Origin of the sequence: Nocardioides pelophilus (assembly GCF_014180685.1) — a bacterium.
Taxonomy (GTDB): domain Bacteria; phylum Actinomycetota; class Actinomycetes; order Propionibacteriales; family Nocardioidaceae; genus Nocardioides; species Nocardioides pelophilus.
Genome location: NZ_JACEHF010000078.1, coordinates 1 through 18,581 on the forward strand (window position 1 = coordinate 1; position 18,581 = coordinate 18,581).

20 protein-coding genes are annotated in these 18,581 nt (G+C 71.8%); 7 read left to right on the forward strand and 13 right to left on the reverse strand.

Going from position 1 to position 18,581, the window contains the following annotated elements:
* Positions 1 to 65 precede the first annotated feature (65 nt).
* From H0488_RS13430 to H0488_RS13455, 6 genes are all read right to left on the reverse strand, one after another.
* The gene (locus H0488_RS13430) at positions 66 to 956 is read right to left on the reverse strand and encodes a class I SAM-dependent methyltransferase (RefSeq protein ID WP_312856332.1); all 891 of its coding nucleotides are present in this window, start codon (positions 954 to 956) and stop codon (positions 66 to 68) included.
* Between the two features lie 396 nt (positions 957 to 1,352).
* Positions 1,353 to 2,729, reverse strand: a complete 1,377-nt coding sequence (locus H0488_RS13435; protein WP_183099780.1) for an FAD-binding oxidoreductase — start codon at positions 2,727 to 2,729, stop codon at positions 1,353 to 1,355.
* Positions 2,730 to 3,015: 286 nt separating this feature from the next.
* On the reverse strand, positions 3,016 to 3,360 hold the full coding sequence (locus H0488_RS13440; RefSeq protein WP_183099781.1) for a cytidine deaminase-like protein: 345 nt from the start codon (positions 3,358 to 3,360) through the stop codon (positions 3,016 to 3,018).
* Between the two features lie 8 nt (positions 3,361 to 3,368).
* Positions 3,369 to 4,700 carry a hemolysin family protein gene (locus H0488_RS13445; protein WP_183099782.1) on the reverse strand — a complete coding sequence of 444 codons (1,332 nt, stop codon included), beginning with the start codon at positions 4,698 to 4,700 and terminating at the stop codon, positions 3,369 to 3,371.
* Positions 4,701 to 4,718: 18 nt separating this feature from the next.
* Positions 4,719 to 5,192 carry an rRNA maturation RNase YbeY gene (ybeY, locus tag H0488_RS13450; protein ID WP_183099783.1) on the reverse strand — a complete coding sequence of 158 codons (474 nt, stop codon included), beginning with the start codon at positions 5,190 to 5,192 and terminating at the stop codon, positions 4,719 to 4,721.
* 7 nt (positions 5,193 to 5,199) lie between these two features.
* Positions 5,200 to 6,222 (reverse strand): PhoH family protein, encoded by a 1,023-nt coding sequence (locus H0488_RS13455; protein WP_183099784.1) that lies wholly within the window; start codon positions 6,220 to 6,222, stop codon positions 5,200 to 5,202.
* Positions 6,223 to 6,347: 125 nt separating this feature from the next.
* On the opposite strand from H0488_RS13455, the gene H0488_RS13460 reads away from it, so the two are divergent.
* The gene (locus H0488_RS13460) at positions 6,348 to 6,608 is read left to right on the forward strand and encodes a hypothetical protein (RefSeq protein ID WP_183099785.1); all 261 of its coding nucleotides are present in this window, start codon (positions 6,348 to 6,350) and stop codon (positions 6,606 to 6,608) included.
* Here the strand turns inward: H0488_RS13460 and H0488_RS13465 are convergent.
* Positions 6,605 to 6,970, reverse strand: coding sequence for a histidine triad nucleotide-binding protein (locus H0488_RS13465; RefSeq protein ID WP_183099786.1), 366 nt, complete (start codon positions 6,968 to 6,970; stop codon positions 6,605 to 6,607). The genes H0488_RS13460 and H0488_RS13465 overlap by 4 nt on opposite strands.
* A 124-nt stretch (positions 6,971 to 7,094) precedes the next feature.
* On the opposite strand from H0488_RS13465, the gene H0488_RS13470 reads away from it, so the two are divergent.
* The 3 genes from H0488_RS13470 to H0488_RS13480 are packed head-to-tail and all read left to right on the forward strand — an operon-like array spanning position 7,095 to position 9,669.
* Positions 7,095 to 7,652, forward strand: a complete 558-nt coding sequence (locus H0488_RS13470) for a SigE family RNA polymerase sigma factor (protein WP_312856333.1) — start codon at positions 7,095 to 7,097, stop codon at positions 7,650 to 7,652.
* The gene (locus tag H0488_RS13475; RefSeq protein WP_183099788.1) at positions 7,649 to 8,695 is read left to right on the forward strand and encodes a GerMN domain-containing protein; all 1,047 of its coding nucleotides are present in this window, start codon (positions 7,649 to 7,651) and stop codon (positions 8,693 to 8,695) included. The genes H0488_RS13470 and H0488_RS13475 overlap by 4 nt, the downstream gene beginning before the upstream one ends.
* Positions 8,696 to 8,721: 26 nt before the next feature.
* Positions 8,722 to 9,669 carry a Gmad2 immunoglobulin-like domain-containing protein gene (locus H0488_RS13480; RefSeq protein WP_183099789.1) on the forward strand — a complete coding sequence of 316 codons (948 nt, stop codon included), beginning with the start codon at positions 8,722 to 8,724 and terminating at the stop codon, positions 9,667 to 9,669.
* 203 nt (positions 9,670 to 9,872) lie between these two features.
* On the opposite strand, the gene H0488_RS13485 is transcribed toward H0488_RS13480, so the two are convergent.
* The 3 genes from H0488_RS13485 to H0488_RS13495 form a co-directional block, all read right to left on the reverse strand.
* Entirely contained in the window at positions 9,873 to 11,057 is a 1,185-nt protein-coding gene (locus H0488_RS13485; RefSeq protein ID WP_183099790.1) for an SGNH/GDSL hydrolase family protein, read from the reverse strand.
* A 65-nt stretch (positions 11,058 to 11,122) separates the two neighbouring features.
* Positions 11,123 to 11,566 carry an SRPBCC family protein gene (locus H0488_RS13490; protein ID WP_183099791.1) on the reverse strand — a complete coding sequence of 148 codons (444 nt, stop codon included), beginning with the start codon at positions 11,564 to 11,566 and terminating at the stop codon, positions 11,123 to 11,125.
* A complete protein-coding gene (locus H0488_RS13495) occupies positions 11,566 to 12,393 on the reverse strand; it encodes a lysophospholipid acyltransferase family protein (protein ID WP_183099792.1) in 828 nt (275 codons plus the stop codon). Before H0488_RS13495 ends, H0488_RS13490 begins: the two co-directional genes overlap by 1 nt.
* A gap of 54 nt (positions 12,394 to 12,447) precedes the next feature.
* Here H0488_RS13495 and H0488_RS13500 point away from each other — a divergent pair, with 54 nt between their 5' ends.
* On the forward strand, positions 12,448 to 13,491 hold the full coding sequence (locus tag H0488_RS13500; protein ID WP_183099793.1) for a winged helix DNA-binding domain-containing protein: 1,044 nt from the start codon (positions 12,448 to 12,450) through the stop codon (positions 13,489 to 13,491).
* Positions 13,492 to 13,599: 108 nt separating this feature from the next.
* Here the strand turns inward: H0488_RS13500 and H0488_RS13505 are convergent, their stop codons facing one another.
* The 3 genes from H0488_RS13505 to hrcA form a co-directional block, all read right to left on the reverse strand.
* Complete coding sequence (locus H0488_RS13505; RefSeq protein ID WP_183099794.1) at positions 13,600 to 14,343, reverse strand: 16S rRNA (uracil(1498)-N(3))-methyltransferase; 744 nt, start codon at positions 14,341 to 14,343, stop codon at positions 13,600 to 13,602.
* Between the two features lie 10 nt (positions 14,344 to 14,353).
* Entirely contained in the window at positions 14,354 to 15,526 is a 1,173-nt protein-coding gene (gene dnaJ / locus H0488_RS13510) for a molecular chaperone DnaJ (protein WP_183099795.1), read from the reverse strand.
* 99 nt (positions 15,527 to 15,625) lie between these two features.
* Complete coding sequence (gene hrcA / locus H0488_RS13515) at positions 15,626 to 16,642, reverse strand: heat-inducible transcriptional repressor HrcA (protein ID WP_183099796.1); 1,017 nt, start codon at positions 16,640 to 16,642, stop codon at positions 15,626 to 15,628.
* Between the two features lie 139 nt (positions 16,643 to 16,781).
* Here hrcA and H0488_RS13520 point away from each other — a divergent pair, with 139 nt between their 5' ends.
* Together H0488_RS13520 and H0488_RS13525 are read left to right on the forward strand one after the other, a co-directional pair.
* Positions 16,782 to 17,531 carry a hypothetical protein gene (locus H0488_RS13520; RefSeq protein ID WP_183099797.1) on the forward strand — a complete coding sequence of 250 codons (750 nt, stop codon included), beginning with the start codon at positions 16,782 to 16,784 and terminating at the stop codon, positions 17,529 to 17,531.
* Positions 17,532 to 17,548: 17 nt separating this feature from the next.
* On the forward strand, positions 17,549 to 18,397 hold the full coding sequence (locus H0488_RS13525; protein ID WP_183099798.1) for an MBL fold metallo-hydrolase: 849 nt from the start codon (positions 17,549 to 17,551) through the stop codon (positions 18,395 to 18,397).
* Positions 18,398 to 18,581: the final 184 nt, after the last annotated feature.

Here is an 18,581-nt window from a genome sequence, read left to right on the forward strand (position 1 = left end):
CTGCCACTACCGGAGGCCGTCGGCAGCCGAATCGGTCAGGTGGCCCCAGATTTCACTCGATCGAACTACCAGGTCGGGCGCAGGGGGAACCCGTTGCCACCGTCGGCGCCGACCTTCGCCGCCAGGATGTGGTGGAGCTGGATCTCGTTGCGCTCGAACGCGAGCCGCGAACCTGCCATGTAGAGGCCCCACACCCGGCAGGTGTTCTCGCCCACCTCCGCGACGCACTCGTCCCAGTTGGCCTCGAGGTTGGCACACCAGCCAGCGAGGGTCCGGGCGTAGTGGAGACGGATGTTCTCGACGTCGTGCACCTCGAACCCCGCGTCGTGCACCGCGCTGACCAGCCGGCCGGGCGCGGCGAGCTCGCCGTCCGGGAAGACGTAGCGGTCGATGAACTCGCCGGTCCGCGTCGACTGGCGGTTGTTGGCCCGGGTGATGCAGTGGTTGAGGAGCCGTCCTTCCGGCTTCAGCTTGTCCATGACGAACCCGAAGTACGCCGGGTAGTTGCGCACGCCGATGTGCTCGGTGAGGCCGATCGAGCTCACCGCGTCGAAGTCGCCCTCGGTGACCAGCCGGTAGTCGAGGTGCCGCACCTCGGCCAGGTCGTCGAGTCCCTGGCGCTTGATCTCCTCCTGCGCCCACTCGGCCTGCTGCCGCGACAAGGTCACGCCCAGCGCCTTGACGCCGTACTCCTTGGCCGCGTGGCGGACCATCCCGCCCCAGCCGCAGCCGAGGTCGAGCAACCGCTGACCCGGCTGGAGGTCGAGCTTGCGTGCGACCAGGTCGTACTTGGCCGCCTGGGCCTCCTCCAGGGTGGCGCCCTCGTGCGGGAACACCGCGCAGGTGTAGGTCATCGACGGGCCGAGCACCATCTCGTAGAAGCGGTTGGAGACGTCGTAGTGGTGGCTGATCGCCTCGGCGTCGCGGGTCAGGCTGTGCCGGAGGCCGTCGACCACGCGACGGACCCGCGACGGCGCCTCCTGAGGCGGCGGCGCGGGCGGCCGCAGGTGCGCTCGCTCGGCATCGCCCACCTGCGGCCGGCCGCGCCGCCGCNAACTTGATGCCGTGCTTGAGCACGACCAGGGCGTCGTACGGGTCGCCGGGGTGGGTGCCGAACAGCTGGAGGTCGCCGGAGACGTAGGCCCGGCCCATGCCGAGGTCGGGGTCCGGCGAGCTCATCAGGTAGTTGAGCCCGCGCTCGTTGGCGACGTGGAACCGGTACGGCGCGTCCGCGGGGCCGGCCTCGCTGCCGTCGTAGGCCGTGATCCGCAGCGGGAGCGGCTCGCGCATCAGGCTCTCGAACGCCTCCGCGATGGCGAGCTTGGGCTTGGTCTTGGTCAGGGTCTGGGACATCAACGGCTCCTCACGGCCTTGTCGTAGAGAGTGGTCAACCTGTGATCGGGGTCGTAGCGGCGCTTCACGGCGGCCAGGGCCGGACCGTTGTAGAGCCGGTCGAAGGTGTCGGCGTCGTAGAACGACTCGGAGTAGAGGCTCTTGTGGCCGCCGAGCTCGTGGACCTTGGCCTCGATCGCCCGGTTGCGAGGGGCGTTCACGGCGTCGGGACCGACGTGGACCGTGCCCCAGAAACCGACGTTGACGTAGGTGCGCCCCGGGTCGAGCGGGTAGGCGGTCCAGGCGCGCCGGGCGACGAGCGGGCAGAGCCACACCGGCCGCATCCCGACCTCGGCGTCGAACCAGTCGAGGAACTCGGGAAGCCGGTCGACCGGGACCTCGACGTCCTGCACCACCCGCTCCCGGAGCGGCCGGCCCGCGCGCCGGTCGAGCCGGTCCGCGATCGCGAACCTGCGGTCGAGCTGGAGCAGCCGCATGTAGACGTCGGAGCGACGTCGGCTCGCCGGCCACAGCCGGCGGACGAGGGGGTGCTGGGCGCCGAACGCCCCCGAGCACCAGAACCAGTCGGTGTCCCACCGCCAGAGGTAGTCGTAGATCGTGAGCAGGTCGGTCTGCTTCTCCTGGATCGAGCGGAAGTAGATCTGCTGGCCGGTGTAGTCGGACACCGCTGATCGAGGCGGGAGGGCGTCGGTCCAGCGGGCGAGGGTGAGGTAGTACTCACCCGGCCCGAACGCGACGCCGTCGAGACCGTCGACCACCGCGCCGTCGTACTCCCGGGTCTGGGTGACCTCCTCGACCGTCTTGGCGAGCAGGCCGGGGTCGTCGAACCGGACGTGCCGGAGCGCGACGTACGACGGCACCGGCTCGAGCACGATCCGGAGTCGGGTCGCGTAGCCGAGACTGCCGTAGGAGTTGGGGAACGCGTCGAAGAGGTCGTCGCCGGGGCGAACGGTGACGACCTCACCGGAGCCGGTGAAGACGTCCATCTCGAGCACCGACTCGTGCGGCAGCCCGCTGCGGAAGCTGGTCGACTCGATCCCGAGACCGGTCACCGCACCGCCGAGGGTGATCGTGCGCAGCTGGGGCACCACCAGGGGCATCAGCCCATGAGGGAGCGTCGCGTCGACCAGGCGCTCGTAGGTGCACATGCCTTGGACGTCGGCCGTCGGCGGACCGCCGGTCGGGTGGGCATCGACCTGGATGACCCCGCCCAGCCCGCTGACGTCCAGGCCGGGCGCCGAGCTCGCGGCGCGCGGCCGGAACAGGTTGGTGGTCTGCTTCGCCAACCGCACCGGCTCACCCGGGGCGATGGCGCGGTACGACGACCCGAGCCGAGCGACGGCTCGCGCGTGGTCTTCCCAGGCACGCTCTGCCATGGCAGGAAAACTACCCCTCGGAGGTGACAATTCGGTTTCTGGAACCGAGGCTTTTGATGCGACAGGATGTCGCTCATCCCGGCCGATTCTTTTGCCGAGGAGCTGCCCGATTTCGCCTCACGATCCCCGCCTGCGTGCCAGGATTCGTAACCGTGCGTCGGCTCCCCCACGTGCTTCGCTCGGGTCGCGTTCCTGCTCGCGGTGCGAGCGATCGTGGTGGCTCGGCGCCGAAGCGGCGGGCCCGCCCCTCGACCAGGGGCGGGTCGCCCCCCGCCGAACCCTCCGCTCACACGGTCTGAGTGCTCCGAACGGTCCCGCGGGGGTCGCCGAGGTGGACGAGGACGCCGCTGCTGCCGGCGAAGTCGCCGAGCGCGGCGGCGTCGGCCGCCGCCAGGTCGTCCGACTCCCCCCGCAGGACGAGGGCGTCGACGCCGGACGAGCCGGAGGCGACCGCCATCGCGACGCACGCCTGAACGGCGGTGAGCTGCAGGGACGGGAGGTCGACGGTCGCGGCGGCGTAGGTGCGGCCGTCGGTGTCGCGGGCGGCCGCGCCCTCGGCCGCGCCGATCCGGGCGCGGGTGGCGCGCGCGAGGGTGACCAGCTTCTTGTCCTCGGCGGAGAGGTCAGGCATGCCGACCATTATCGGCCGTTGTTGTCGGCATGGTCACGGGACTGCCGGGGAGCGGTCTCCTCGGCAGCGGGTGGCTCGAGCAGCCGGATCCGGACGGTCCCGATCTTGTTGCGACGCCCGGCGGCCTGCTCGGCCTCGAAGCGGAGCCCGTGGCACTCGACGGTCGAGCCGGGGATCGGGACCTTGCCGAGGTGCTTGGCCATCAGACCGCCGATGGAGTCGACGTCCTCCTCCTCGACGTCGAAGCCGAACAGCTCGTCGAGGTCGTCGATCGGGTAGCGCGACGAGACCCGCACGTCACCGTCGCCGAGGTGCTCGACGTCGACCCGGTCCTCGTCGTACTCGTCGGTGATCTCGCCGACGATCTCCTCGAGCAGGTCTTCGATGGTGATCAGGCCGGCCGTGCCGCCGTACTCGTCGACGACGATGGCGATGTGCTGGCGGCGCGCCTGCATCTCGCGCATCAGGTCGTCGACCGGCTTCGAGTCCGGCACCCAGACGACCGGCCGCATGATCTCCTCGACCCGCTGGGTCAGCTCGACGTCGGGAGCCTCGAAGTCCCGGCGCACGACGTCCTTGAGGTAGGCGAAGCCGCGCACGTCGTCGAGGTTCTCGCCGATCACCGGAACCCGCGAGAACCCGGAGCGGAGAAAGAGGGACATGGTCTGCCGCAGGTTCTTGTAGGTCTCGATGTAGACCACGTCGCCGCGCGGCACCATCACCTCACGCACCGTCGTGTCGCCCAGCTCGAAGACGGAGTGGATCATCTTCCGCTCGCCGGACTCGATGACCGCCGACGCCTCGGCGATGTCGACCAGCTCGCGCAGCTCGGTCTCGGTCGAGAACGGTCCCTTGCGGAAGCCGCGGCCCGGGGTGATCGCGTTGCCGATCAGGATCAGCAGCTTCGGGAACGGACCGAGGATCCGGGTGAGCGCCCACAACGGCCAGGCCGACCACAGCGCGACCGCGTCGGCGTGCTGGCGACCGAGGGTGCGGGGGGCGACGCCGACGACCACGAACGACACGACGAGCATGACGCCGGTCGCCAGCCCGACCTGCGCCCAGAACGACTGGTGGACGTAGTCGGTGACCAGCACGGTCACCAGGACGATGGCCGCGATCTCGCAGAGCATCCGGACGAACAGCGCGGTGTTGAGGTACGGCGGCGCGTCGTCGAGCACGACGACCAGCCGTTCCGCGCCCGGGCGCGACTCGGCCTCCAGCTCGCCCGCGCGGGCGCGCGAGAAGCCGCCGAGCGCCGCGTCGGCCGCGGCGAAGAGCCCGGCCAGCACGACGAGGACCGCCGCGGTGACGAGCAACCACAGGTCGCCGGTCGTCATCGAGTGACCTCTGCCCGATCAGCCGGTGGCCGTCGGAGCGGCCCGCCACTCGACAAGGAGCTGGTCCTGCAACCCGAACATCTCCTTGTGCTCCTCGGGCTCCGCGTGGTCGTAGCCGAGGAGGTGGAGGATGCCGTGCACGGTCAGCAGCTCGAGCTCGGCGAGGGTGCCGTGCCCGGCCGCCTCCCCCTGTCGTTCGGCGACGGCGGGGCAGAGCACGAGGTCGCCCAGGACGGCGGTGTCCCCGGGCTCCGGCTCGTCGGACACCAGGCCGGGCCGCAGCTCGTCCATCGGGAAGGCGAGCACGTCGGTCGGGCCCTCCTTCTCCATCCACTGCTGGTTGAGCTGCGCGATGGTGGCCTCGTCGACGGCCTTGATGCAGAGCTCGGCGAGCGGGTGCACCCGCATCTGGTCCATCACGAACCGGCTCAGCCGGACCAGGTGCTTCACATCGATGCCGGTGCCGGACTCGTCGATGACCTCGATGCTCACGGGTGAATCATCCATCGCGACGCTTGGACCGCGCGACCGGGGCCGGATGGACCTGCTCGGCACGCGCGTCGTAGACGTCGTACGCCTCGACGATCCGGCCGACCAGCTTGTGCCGGACCACGTCGTGGGCGGTCAGCCGGACGAACGTCAGGTCGTCGACGCCGTCGAGGATGTCCTCGACGATCCGGAGCCCGGAGGTCGTGCCCGAGGGCAGGTCGACCTGGGTGACGTCACCGGTGACCACGATCTTGGACCCGAAGCCCAGCCGGGTGAGGAACATCTTCATCTGCTCGGGCGTGGTGTTCTGCGCCTCGTCGAGGACGATGAACGAGTCGTTGAGCGACCGGCCCCGCAGGTAGGCGAGCGGTGCGACCTCGATCGTGCCGGCGGCCAGCAGCTTCGGGATCGACTCCGGGTCGATCATGTCGTGGAGCGCGTCGTACAACGGTCGCAGGTAGGGGTCGATCTTCTCGCTCAGCGTGCCGGGGAGGAAGCCGAGCTTCTCCCCCGCCTCGACCGCCGGGCGGGACAGGATGATCCGGTTGACCTGCTTGGACTGCAGCGCCTGCACGGCCTTGGCCATGGCGAGGTAGGTCTTGCCCGTGCCGGCGGGACCGATGCCGAAGGTGATCGTGTGCTTGTCGATCGCCTCGACGTAGCGCTTCTGGTTGACCGTCTTGGGCCGGATCGAACGACCGCGGTTGCTCAGGATGTTGAGCGAGAGCACGTCGGCCGGCCGCTCGGTGGTCTCGGCGCGGAGCATGCCGATCACCCGCTCGACGGTCTCGGGCGTCACTCCCTGGCCGGTGCGGATGATCGCCACCAGCTCGTCGAGCAGCCGCTCGCCGAGCGCGACCTCACCGGGGTCGCCGTGCAGCGTGATCCGGTTGCCGCGGACGTGGATCTCGCAGCCGAAGCTGCGCTCGATCATGCCGAGGTGCTCGTCCCCGGGGCCGAGCAGGCTGACCATGTCGATGCTGTTGGGCACCACGACGGTGTGACGGGTCAGGTGCGGAGGTGTGTTGGTCATCCTTGCCCGGACTGGGCGGCCTTCCTGGTACGGCGACAGGGCGTCTCACATGGTACGCCGGATCAACGCGCGGGCCGATCCGATTTAGTCCCCGGAGCCGACCGTCGGGCGCGTACCGTGTGCGCATGGCGCACGGTGACGAGTACGACGACGAGGCGGTCGATCTCGCTGACGACGCCGAGCCGTGCTGGTTCCCCGGCAACCACCTGCCCGAAGAGGCCCGCCGGCTCGGGCTGACCCACCACGTGCCCGACGGCGCGCTGCTCGACTTCGCCGGCTCACTGGACAGCACCAAGCCCTACCACCGGATCACGGCCTGGCTGCTGCTCGTCGTCTTCGGGCTTCCGGTGCTGTTCGCCGTGATGCGGCTCCTCGCCGCCTTCTAGCCGGGAGGCCAGGTCATCGGCCGGCCGCCCAGCACGTGCAGGTGGGCGTGGAAGACGGTCTGGTGAGCGGCGGCGCCGGTGTTGAGGACCATCCGGTAGCCCCCGTCCGCACCGTCGATGCCCTCCTGCTGCGCGATCTCCCGGGCGGCGTCGAAGAGATGGGCCGCGGTGGCGGGCTCGGCCGCGGCGAGTGCGGCTGCGTTGGGGTAGTGGCTGCGCGGGATCACCAGGATGTGCGTCGGCGCCTGGGGATTGAGGTCGCGGAACGAGACGGTCGTCTCGGACTCGTGGACGATCGTCGCCGGGATGTCGCCCGCGACGATCTTGCAGAACAGGCACGTCGGGTCTTGGGGAGAGGTCACCTCCCCACCCTCCCAAATCAGGGCGCGCCGACGTCAACCCAACCCCGGGCCCGCGCGTGGAACTAGCGTGATCGCCTATGCAGTCGCTCGCGGGACCGCCGCGCACTCCGCTTGGGGATTCGGCGTGACCGAGACCCGCCCGGACGCCCAGTCCGGTGGCCCGACCGACGCCGACGCCGCGGTCGAGGCGCTCTACCTCGCCCACTGGGACCGGCTGGTCCGGCTCTCGGTGCTGCTGGTCCACGACCAGGGGATGGCCGAGGAGATCGTGCAGGACGCGCTCGTCGCCGTGCACCAGCGGTGGGACCGGCTGACCGACCCGGAGAAGGCGTTGGCCTACTTGCGCCAGGCGGTGGTCAACCGGTCTCGCTCGGCGCTGCGGCACCGCGGCGTGGTGACCCGCTACCTCGCCCGCCAGCAAGCCCCCGAGACGGCGCCCGGAGCCGACCGCCCGGTGCTCGGGGACAGCCGGCGGCGGATGGTGCTGGACGCCCTGCAGCAGCTTCCCCGTCGCCAGCGCGAGGTGCTCGCGCTGCGCTACTACCTCGACCTGTCCGAGGCGGAGATCGCCGAGACCCTCGGGATCAGCCGCGGCGCGGTGAAGAGCCATGCGTCGCGCGGCGCCGCCACCCTGCGGCCGATCCTCGAGCAGCTCGGCCCGGACCTGAGGACCGACTCATGAACCCGCACGACCCGATCCCGGAGCCCGGCGACGACCGCATGCGCGCGCTCTTCCACGACGCCGTCGCCGACGTCGCGCCCCGCGACGGGCTGGCCGAGGTCCGGCGCCGGACCCGCGCCCGCCGTACCTCCAGCGCCCGGCGGTGGGCGCCGGTGCTCGTCGGTGCCGGCGCGGTCGCGGCGACCGTCGTCGCCGCGACCTTCCTGGTGAGCGGATGGGGCGACGACGACCGGAACCCCGACGACCGGCCCCCGGTCGCGGGCACGTCCACGGCCATCCCGATCACCTCGGCGGCGGGGATCTACTACGTCGCGGACACGGACAGCGGGCCGCGGCTGTTCCGCGAGTTCCAGGCCATCGGCACCACCACCGATCCTGCGGAGCGGGTCCTGCTCGCCCTGGAGCGGCTCACCGCCGACGTCGGACCCCGCGACCCCGACTACCGGACGCTGTGGCCGGCGGACTCCTTCGCCGCGGTGCGGGTCGAGGACGACCGGGTGATCGTCGAGCTCGGCACCGACGCCGCCCTCCAGGGGAGCGACGGCGCCGGCGTCGGCCGCTACGGCGTCCAGCAGGCGGTCTACACCGCCGAGGCCGCGCTCGGCGACGCCCTGCCCGTGTCCTTCGAGTGGAACGGCGAGCCCGCGCGGCAGGTGCTCGGCCTGCGCGTCGGCGCCGTCGTCGAGCGCGACCGGTCGTACGACGTGACCGCGCCCGTCAACATCACCGACCCGGCCGAGGACCTCGCCGTCGAGGACGGCACGCTGCGGGCCAACGGCACCATGGCCACCTACGTGACCGACGTGGACTGGGCGCTCCTGCAGGGCGGCCAGGTCGTCCGCGACGGCCGCGCGCTCGCAGTCGACATCACCGGGCCGGACGCCCGGGCCACGCTCGGCGCGCCCGGCTGGGAGATCGACGAGGTCGACATCAGCGACCTCGCGCCCGGCGACTACGTCTTCGTAGTGAGCGTCACCGACGTGGGCCAGACCTCCGACCAGACCGCCGACTTCAGCGACACGCGGACCATCACCGTCCGCTGACCACCTCCCAGCGCAAGGATCGAACCATGAAGCGACACGCCTTCCCCCTCGTCATCACCGCGACGCTCGCCTCCCTCGTGTTGGCCGGGTGCGGCGACGACGAGCCCACCAGTGCCGACGACCCGGCATCGACGCCCGCTTCGGAGACCTCCGACCCGGTCGACCCGACCACTCCCGTCTCGGAGGAGCCGACCACGGACGACGGGACGTCTGTCGCCCCGCCGGCGACCACCGCGGTGCCCCTCTTCTTCGTGGCCGACACCCCACAGGGCCCGCGCCTGTTCGCTGAGCAGCGGGAGGTCGAGGCCGACAACCCGATCGCGGAGTCGATCGCGCTGCTGCTGGGCGGCGACGTGGCCGACGCCGACTACCGCACCGTCGTCCCTGCCGGCAGCCTCGAGACCGACGCCGGCTTCGACGGCATCGGCGACGACGGCTTCTACTCGTTGACCCTCACCGGCGAGCAGTGGACGACCCGGCCCGACGGGATGTCGAAGGCCGACGTCGACCTCGCCCTGCAGCAGATCGTCTACACGCTGCTGTCCCAGGCCGGCGAGGGCGAGGAGGAGGGCATGAACGGCGGGGTCGACTTCTACCTCGATGGCGACAAGTCGTCGTACCTCGGCGTCTCGGGCACCGTCGAGGCGGCGCCCGAGCTCGACGTACGCGGCTTCGTGAACGTCCTGTCCCCGCAGGAGGACGCCACCGTGAGCGGGTCGTTCACGGCGAAGGGCGAGGCCAGCTCGTTCGAGGCCACGGTGCCGTGGCAGGTGCTCGACGACACCGGAGCGATGGTCCTCGAGGGGTTCGCGACGGCCGAGGGCTGGATCGACGGCCTCTACCCCTGGCAGACCGACGTCGACGTCAGCAGCCTCGCCCCCGGCGAGTACACCTTCGTCGCGATGACCGACGACCCGTCCGGCGGTGAGGGCGGCGGCCCGACCGAGGACACCAAGACGATCATCGTCGAGTGAGCACAGCACCCCGCCGACGCACCCTCAGCTGCTGAGAGGTGCGTCCGCGCGAGCCGGGCGGGACGTCATACGTCCGTTCAGTCATTGACCCCGGGGCGTATGACGTCCCGCGCAACGTCATACGTCCCGGCGGGCATAGGGGCCTGGCCGTATGACGTCCTCGACGATGCGCGGCGAGGGACCGCTCCGAGCCCGCGCTGGTGTCAGTGCGTCCGCAGGTAGTCCAGGACGACCTGCGCCTGGGCTCGCGCGCCGGCCGAGTTGGGGTGGGCAGGTACGCCGAGCGCGGGGTCGTTGACCGACGGGCCGAGGGCCTCGGCGTACCGCACGTTCGGGGCCTGGCACATGTCGTGCCCCAGGGTCGGGGTGAAGGTGTCGACGAGCTCCGCTCCCCCGCGCCGCGCGGCCCGGGCCACCATCGCGTTGAGCTTGAGGAACGTCGCGTGGAGATAGGCCATGTCGCCGTTGGTCACCGGCACGACCGGCCAGCAGCCCTGCTTCGGCACGGCCGCGAGGTAGTTCAACGCGAGGATGCGGGCCCGCGGTGAGATCTGGTGGATCCGCCGGAACGCCTTCACCAGCTTGATCTCGGACCGCTCGATGGCCACGGCCAAGCGGTCGACACCGCCCGCGGTGAAGTAGCGCTTGCAGCCGCCGACCGGCAGCGTCTCCGTCGAGAACAGCGGCACCGGCAGGTCCGGGAGCGGCAGCAGGTCCATCGGGATCGTCTCGATCGGCAGCAGGCTGATGCAGGCGAGCGCCGCACCGGCGAAGCCGGCGTCGTTGCCGCCGATGCCGACGGTGACCAGGTCCGTCCTCCGCGTCAGCCGGTCGTACTGCGGCGGGTTGGTGCCGCCCAGGGGCAACGACTGCGGTCCGGCGAAGTGGTCGGTCGTGGCCGAGCCGCAGGTCGCGTCGCGATGCACCGGGATGGCGAGCTCCTTCGCCACCAGCTTCGGGTAGTTCACGTGCGACTGCGCGCAGTCGATCGGCACGTGGGTGTCGTCGGGGACGCCGTGGGCGTCGAGGAAGACCACGTCCGCCGACCAGGAGTCCCCGAGCGAGACGTACTCCCGGAAGGTGCTCGACCGCTCCCGCTCGGTGCGGGCCGGCGCCGTGGCCGTGCGGCCCGCCGGTGCGGTCGGCGCGGTCCGTGCGGTCGGTGCCGTCGGTGCAGTCGGGCGCCGTCCGGCGTGGCCGTCGCGGGTCCGGCGGACCTGGCGGCGGTCGGTCGCAGCCGGTCGCTGCTCCTCCTGCGCGGTCGCCCGTACGGCGACCGGCCGTGCGGCTGCTGCGGTGGGAGCGGGACGGTCGGCCAGCGCCTGCGCGGACGGGATGCTGACGATGCCGGCGACCAGGGCCACGGCGGTCGCGATACGGGTGTGCACGCTCGCTCAACGTCCCGCGCGCCAGCGGGTCACGCGACCTGGATCGGACGCAGGCCAGAGCTGGCTCAGGGGCCGGCGGGTCCGAACTCCAGGTGGTGGCGGAGCTGCTCGAGACCGGCGACGAGATGCCGGCCCGCGATGCCGCGGGCGAGCAGCTCCGCCGCCCGCCCCAGCACCAGGCCGCCCAGCTGGACGGTCATCGCCATCGTGACGACGGCACCGTCCGGGTGGTCGGTCACCTCGACCACCATCGAGTGGCGGGTGCCGCGCACCGAGCGCCAGGTCAGGCTCCGCTCCGCGGTGACGACGAGCACCCGGCCGCCGACGTGGATCGCACCGATGTCGAGGAACATGTCCCACTCCTCGGTGCCGTCCTCGTGGCGGCCGATGAAGGCGAACCGGCCAAGACCGGCGACGAGGGGCAGGAGCACCCCGGGGTCGGTGGTGACCTTGGCGACCACGTCGACCGGGCGTCGTACGACGATCGACTCGGTCGCGGTCGTCGCCATCAGCCCAGCACCGGGAGGATCGAGCGGGCACCCAGCGAGGACAGCGCGACCTGCATCGTGGACGTCACGTAGTCGTAGGCGGCGTCCCAGTCGGGGTCGTCGCCGTACCGCTCCCGCAGGTCGATCGGAGGCAGCACCTGCATCCGGATCTTGGCCGGGAGCGGGATGTTCGGCAGCCCGCCGGGCAGGAAGCCCCACGGCAGGCTCAGCGTCAGCGGCAGCGACTTCACCCGGAGCAGCTTGTCGAAGCCGAGCGCCTTGGCGGTCCGGCGGCCGTCGTTGAAGATGAGCATCGTCTCCTGGCCGCCGGTGGCCACCACCGGGACGATCTTCACGCCGGCGTCGTGGGCGAGCTTGAGGAACCCCTTGCGCCCGTCGAACACGATCCGGTTGCGGTCGCGGGTCGGCCGCAGGGCCTCGACGTCACCTCCGGGGTAGACCAGCACGTTCGCCCCTTGGTCGAGCAGCTCCCGCGCGCGGTGCGGCCCGGCCTTGACCATGCCGAAGCGGCGCGCGAGGTCGCCGACGAGCGGAGTGTCGGTGATGATCCGGTGGGCGAGGCCGATCATCGGCCGGCCCTCGACGGTGAAGTAGGTGTTGTAGGCGAGCAGGAACAGCCAGGTGTCCGGCACGCTCGCGCCGCCGCTGTGGTTGCCGACGAACAGCACCGGCTCGTCCGGAACGTGCTCGAACCCGTCGACCTCGGCTCGGAAGTACAGCTCGAAGGCGAGCCAGAGCCGCGGCAGCGTCCGGCGGATGAACTCGGGATCGCGACCCTCGATCCCGTCGGGAACCCGGTGCAGCGACGGCAGGCGGACCAACGCCATGACTTCCCCTTCCGCCTGAGCGTGACTGTCTGTGCCGAAGACTAGTGTCCGCGTATGCGTCTGACCCGGCAGCGCCTGAACCGCACCCTGCTCCAGCGCCAACACCTCCTCGCCCGGGCCACCCTGTCACCGGAGGCGATGGTCCGGCACCTGATCGGGCTCCAGGCCCAGGAGAACCTCCCTCCCTACCTCTCGCTCGCGGCCCGCCTCACGTCCGTCGAACCGCTCCAGGTCAGCGCGCTGCTCGAGCAGCGACGCCTGGTGCGGCTGCTGACGATGCGCGGCACCATCCACCTGCTGACCCCGGAGGACGCCGCCGCGCTCCGCCCGTGGGTGGCGCCGCGGATCGAGCAGGAGATCAGGGTCAGCCAGTCCATCGGCGACGCCCGCGACATCGACCGGACCGACGCCGAACGGGCGTTGCGCGAGGTCCTCGCCGACGGGCCGCTCCCCCAGAAGGAGATCGGGCTCCGGCTGGCCGAACGCTTTCCCTATCCCCCGACGCAGCTCGGTCAGCTCGCCCGCAGCATCGCGCCGCTCGCCCAGCTGCCGCCGCGGGGCTGCTGGAAGCAGTCCGGCGGGGTGGTCTACGACTACGTCGACCGGTGGACCGGCGTGCCGATGGCCGAGCCCGACGTCCCCGACCTGGTGCGCCGCTACCTTCGCGCCTTCGGGCCCGCCACCCCGGCCGACGTCACCGCCTGGTCCGCGGTCACCCGGCTGGGGCCGGTCCTCAAGGCCATGGACGACCTGGTCCAGCACGAGGACGAGGACGGCCGGGTCCTCTACGACCTCGCGGATGCCCCGATCGCCGACGAGGACGCGCCCGCGCCGGTCCGCCTGCTCGGCACCTACGACAACGTCTGGTTGTCCCACGCCGGCCGCGACCGGGTGACCGACCCCGAAGCGCGGAAGTCCTGGATGGGCACCAACGGCGGGATGGGCAACACCCTGTTCGTCGACGGCTGGCTGGCCGGGATCTGGCGGATCGTCGACGGGCGGGTCGAGATCGACCGGCTCCACCGCGACCTCACGAAGGCCGAGCAGGTCGAGCTCGACGAGGAGGTCTCCCGGGTCGAGGCGCTGCTCGCGCGCTGATCACCCGTGCGGGTGCCCGTTTCTCAAGGGATGCAGCCGAATGTTCACTCCCCCGCACGAATTGGGGCTGGGAAGTGTCCATTCGGCTGCATCCCGTGATGAACGAAACTAGCCGCCCCAGCGCCCCGTCTGCGCCAGCAGCGCGGCGACCGCGGCGACGCCGGCGGTGGAGGTGCGGAGCACCTCGTCACCCAGTCGTACGGCGACCGCGCCGGACCGCACGAACTCGGCCACCTCGTCGTCGGTGAGCCCTCCCTCGGGACCGACCACGACCACGATCTCGCCCGCGTCGGGGACCGCGATCGCTCCGATCGGCTCGGTCGCCTCCTCGTGCAGCACCACAGCGAGGTCGGCGCCTTCGACCAGCGTCTCCAGCTCCGCCGTCGAGGCCAGCGAGGACACGACCGGGTGCCAGGCCCGCCGGGCCTGCTTGGCCGCCTCGCGGGCGGTGGTCCGCCACTTCGCGTGCGACTTCGCGGCCCGCTCGCCCTTCCACACGGCGACGCTGCGCGCGGCTGCCCACGGGACGATCCGCGCCACGCCGACCTCGGTGAGCACCTCGACCGCGAGCTCGCCGCGATCACCCTTCGGCAACGCCTGCACGACGGTCACCGTGGGCGTCGGCTCCGCGTGCTCGTCGACCGCGGTCACCCGCACGTCGAAGGAGCGCTTCGAGGTCGCAGCGACCTCGCCGGTGGCGACCAGCCCGACGCCGTCGGCCAGCGTGACCGGCTCGCCGACCCGCAGGCGGCGTACGACGACGGCGTGGTGGGCCTCGTCGCCCTCGACCGTGACCGTGTCGCCGACCGTGACCCCGGTCAGCGACGGCACCAGGTGCTGCGGGAGGGTCACCGGTCGTCCGTCAGTGTCCGGTGAACGCGTCGCGGAGCCGGCCGAACACCGACTTCTGGGCGGGCCGCACGTGCCCGAGGGGCTGCTCCTCGCCGCGCAGCGCAGCGAGCTCGCGGAGCAGCTGCTCCTGCCGGTCGTCCAACCGGGTCGGCGTCTCCACCACGACCGTGACGATCAGGTCGCCGCGTCCGCCGCGAAGCCCGGGGACGCCCTGTCCGCGGATCACGCTCTCGTGACCGGACTGGGTGCCGGGGGCGATGTCGAGGCCGAACTCGGTCTCGAGCCCGGACGCCGCGGCGCCGTCGGCCCCGACCAGGTCGGCCTCGAGCGTGGGCAGCTCGAGAGAGGTGCCGAGCGCGGCCGCCGACATCGGCACGACGACCGTGCAGTGCAGGTCGTTGCCGTCGCGGATGAACGTCGGGTGGGGCGCGACGTGGATCTCGACGTACAGGTCGCCCGGCGGGCCACCGCCCGGGCCGACCTCGCCCTGCTCGCTGAGCTGGACCCGGGTGCCGGTGTCGACGCCGGCGGGGATCTTCACGGTGAGGGTACGGCGCGAGCGGACCCGTCCTTCGCCGGCGCACTCGCGGCACGGGTCGGGGATGATCGTGCCGAAGCCGCGGCACGACGGGCACGGCCGCAGGGTGCGGATCTCGCCGAGGAACGAGCGCTGCACCTGCGCCACCTCGCCCTGGCCGTGGCAGGTCTCGCAGCCCACCGGCTCACTGCCGGGAGCCGCACCGTCGCCGCCGCAGGTCGTGCAGCGGATCGCGGTGTCGACCTTGAGCTCGCGGGAGACGCCGAAGGCCGCCTCGGCGAGCTCGACCTCGATCCGGATGAGGGCGTCCTGGCCGCGCCGCACGCGCGGGCGCGGGCCGCGGTTGCCGGCTCCGCCCGCAGCTCCACCGAAGAACGCGTCCATGATGTCGGTGAAGGAGAAGCCCGCGCCCTGGCCGCCGAAGCCGCCGGCGAACGGGTCACCGCCGCGGTCGTAGGCCGACCGCTTCTGCGGGTCCGACAGCACCTCGTAGGCGGCCGTCACCTGCTTGAACTGCTCCTGCGCCTCGGGGTCCGGGTTGACGTCGGGGTGCAGCTGGCGGGCGAGGCGCCGGTAGGCCTTCTTGATGGTGTCGGCATCCGCGTCGCGGGCGACACCGAGGAGGTCGTACAGGTCCTGGCTCACGTGCGTCCTTGCTTCTCTGGGCTTCTCTGGGGCTTGTCTGGGGCTTGTCTGGGGCTTGTGTGGGGTCTCTGGAGTGGTTCTTCGCTGGCGCGGGGCCGGTCAGCCCTCGTCGAGGATCCTCGACACGTAGCGCGCGACGGCTCGGACCGCCGCGATCGTGCTGGGGTAGTCCATCCGCGTCGGACCGACGATGCCGAGCGACGCGAGTGCGTCGTCGGGTCCGTAGCCGGTGGCGACCACGCTGGTCGACGAGAGCTCCTGGTAGGGGCCCTCGGCGCCGATCCGCACGGTGACCGCACCGCCGGTGGTCGCCTCGCCGAGGAGCTTGAGCAGCACCACCTGCTCCTCGAGCGCCTCGAGCAGCGGACGGACGGCGGAGTCGAAGCTGTCGCCGAAGCGGGCGAGGTTGGCGGTGCCGCCGACGGCGATGCGCTCGTCGGAGCGGTGGTCGCTCATCGCGTCGACGAGGGCGTCGACCACCGCCGCGGTCGACCGGGGCACGGGCTCGTCGCCCGAGACGAGCCCGTTGAGGGCGATCACGGCATCCGAGATCTGTTCACCGGTCGCGGTGAGGTTGACCCGGGTGCGCAGGGCGGCGAGGTCGTCGTCGGCGAGCTCGTGGTCGAGCTCGACGTGGCGCTGCTCCACCCGCCCCGTGCTGAGGATGAGCACGACCAGCAGCCGGGACGGCGACAACGGCACGATCTCGATGTGCCGCACCGTCGAGCGCGACAAGGTGGGGTACTGCACGACCGCGACCTGACGGGTCAGCTGCGAGAGCACCCGGACCGAGCGGTGCACCACGTCGTCGAGGTCGACCGCGCCGTCGAGGAAGGTCGAGACGGCGCGCCGCTCGGCGGCACTCATCGCCTTGACCGTCGTCAGCCGGTCGACGAACAGCCGGTACCCCTTGTCGGTCGGCACCCGGCCGGCACTGGTGTGCGGCTGCGCGAGGTAGCCCTCCTCCTCGAGCGCCGCCATGTCATTGCGGATCGTCGCCGGCGAGACGTTGAGGCCGTGGCGCTCGACCAGTGCCTTGGAGCCGACCGGCTCCTCGGTCGCGACGTAGTCCTCCACGATCGCGCGCAGGACAGCGAGTCTGCGGTCCTCCTGCATCTCGCCTCCTCTGGCACTCGGATCCTGTGAGTGCCAAAAGAATACCGCCCGTCTGCGAGGGGCGCGTACGGCGACGGTCCCGCCTGTCGCGTTCACCTTGAATAGGTTAGGCTTACCTAAACTGAGCGAAGGAGCGATCGTGACCGTCGACAGCACCCGCCGGACCGACCCGGTCCGCCTCGCCGGCGCCGCGCGCAGCATCCTGGCCTGCCCGTCCGACGTGCAGCTCGTCGTCGACGGCGTCGACGACATCACGGCCGGGCTCGACGACGGCGACGACGGGGAGGAGGCGGGCCTCGACCTCCGCGACGTCGACGGCCGTCCCGTCCTCACCTGTCCCGCCGAGAGCCCCCTGGCGCTCGCAGCCGCCGACGGGAGGAACGCGCTGGTGACCCTCGCCAGCGGCCTCGGCCGCCCCGGGTCCCCCGCCCGCAGCGCGACCGTGACCCTCGCCGGCAGGCTCGCCGTGGCCGACCGCGAGGAGTGCCCGTGCTGCGACCGGGTGCGGGCCACGGTCTGCGTCGAACCCGACTACGTCCTGCTCACCTACGTCGGCTCGTCCGGGGAGCGGGTCCAGCAGCGGGTGCCGCTCACGGCGTACTCCTCCCCCGCTCACCGGCTCAACCGCGGCTTCCTCCAGCGGTCGGTCGAGCACGCGAACGACTGCCACCAGGACGAGCTCCGGCAGGCGATCGCCACCACCACGAACACCCGTCTCCGCGACGTCGTCGGGGTGCGCCTCGCGGACCTGAGGCCGGACCGGGTCGAGGTCCGCTGGGTCGACACCTCCGGGGCGTACGCCCGCACCTTGCGGTTCGGGCGGACGGCCACGACTGCCGCCGAGCTCGGCATCCTGCTGCGGGACCACCTGCACGCCGGCATCTGCTGACGGCTAACGTCCGGAGCATGCCCTTCACCGAGGTCGCCGACCGAGTCTGGGTCGCCCGCTACGAGTTCATCGACGTCAACATCGGGTTGGTCGGCGGGGAGCGCGGGCTGGTCGTCGTCGACACCTACGCCTCGTCGCCGCTGGCGCGCCAGGTGATCGAGGACGTCCGCGCCCTCGGCGTCGGCGAGGTCGTCGCCGCGGTCAACACCCACGAGCACTTCGACCACACCTTCGGCAACGTCGCGTTCCGCGAGAAGTACGGCGACGACCTGCCGATCCACGCGACCGAGGAGGCCGCCGCGCGCACCGTGGCCGCGGGCGAGCGGTGGAAGGCCTCGTCCTCCGCGGAGGACGACCCCCGGATCGCGGACATCTGCGCGACCGAGATCCTCCCCGCCGACCACACCTTCTCCAGCGCTTCGGTCATCGACCTGGGCGACCGGGCGGTCGAGCTGGTGTACCCCGGACGCGGTCACACCGGCGGCGACCTGGTGGTGCGCGTTCCCGACGGCGACGTGCTGCTGGTCGGCGACCTGGTCGAGGAGTCCGCGCCGCCCGTGTTCGGCGCCGACTCCTACCCGCTCGAGTGGGCGCAGACCCTCGACCTGGTGATGAACCTGGGCACCCGGGACACGGTCTTCGTGCCGGGGCACGGCGCCCTCGTCGACCGCGCGTTCGTGCAGGACCAGCGCTCGGACATCGGCGTGGTCTCCGAGACGATCCGCGACCTCGCGGGGCGCGGCGTTCCGGTCGAGGAGGCGCTCGCTGCGGCGGAGTGGCCGTTCCCGCGCGAGCGGCTGGCCGACGCCGTACGCCGGGGCTACGCGGAGCTGCCGCGCGCGCCGAAGCGGCTCCCCCTCGTCTGACGCGTGGCGGAGCGCTAGCTCTTCCCGCTGACCGCGCCGGACATCCCCTCCGGCAGCGGCTCGCCGGCCGGGGCGAACACCTCGAGCGGCTCGGCCTTGCCCTTCAACGGCATGCTGCCGCGGGAGACCAGCGCCACCTCCCCCTGCAGCATCGCCGCCGTGGCCGCCGTGATCAGCACGTCGT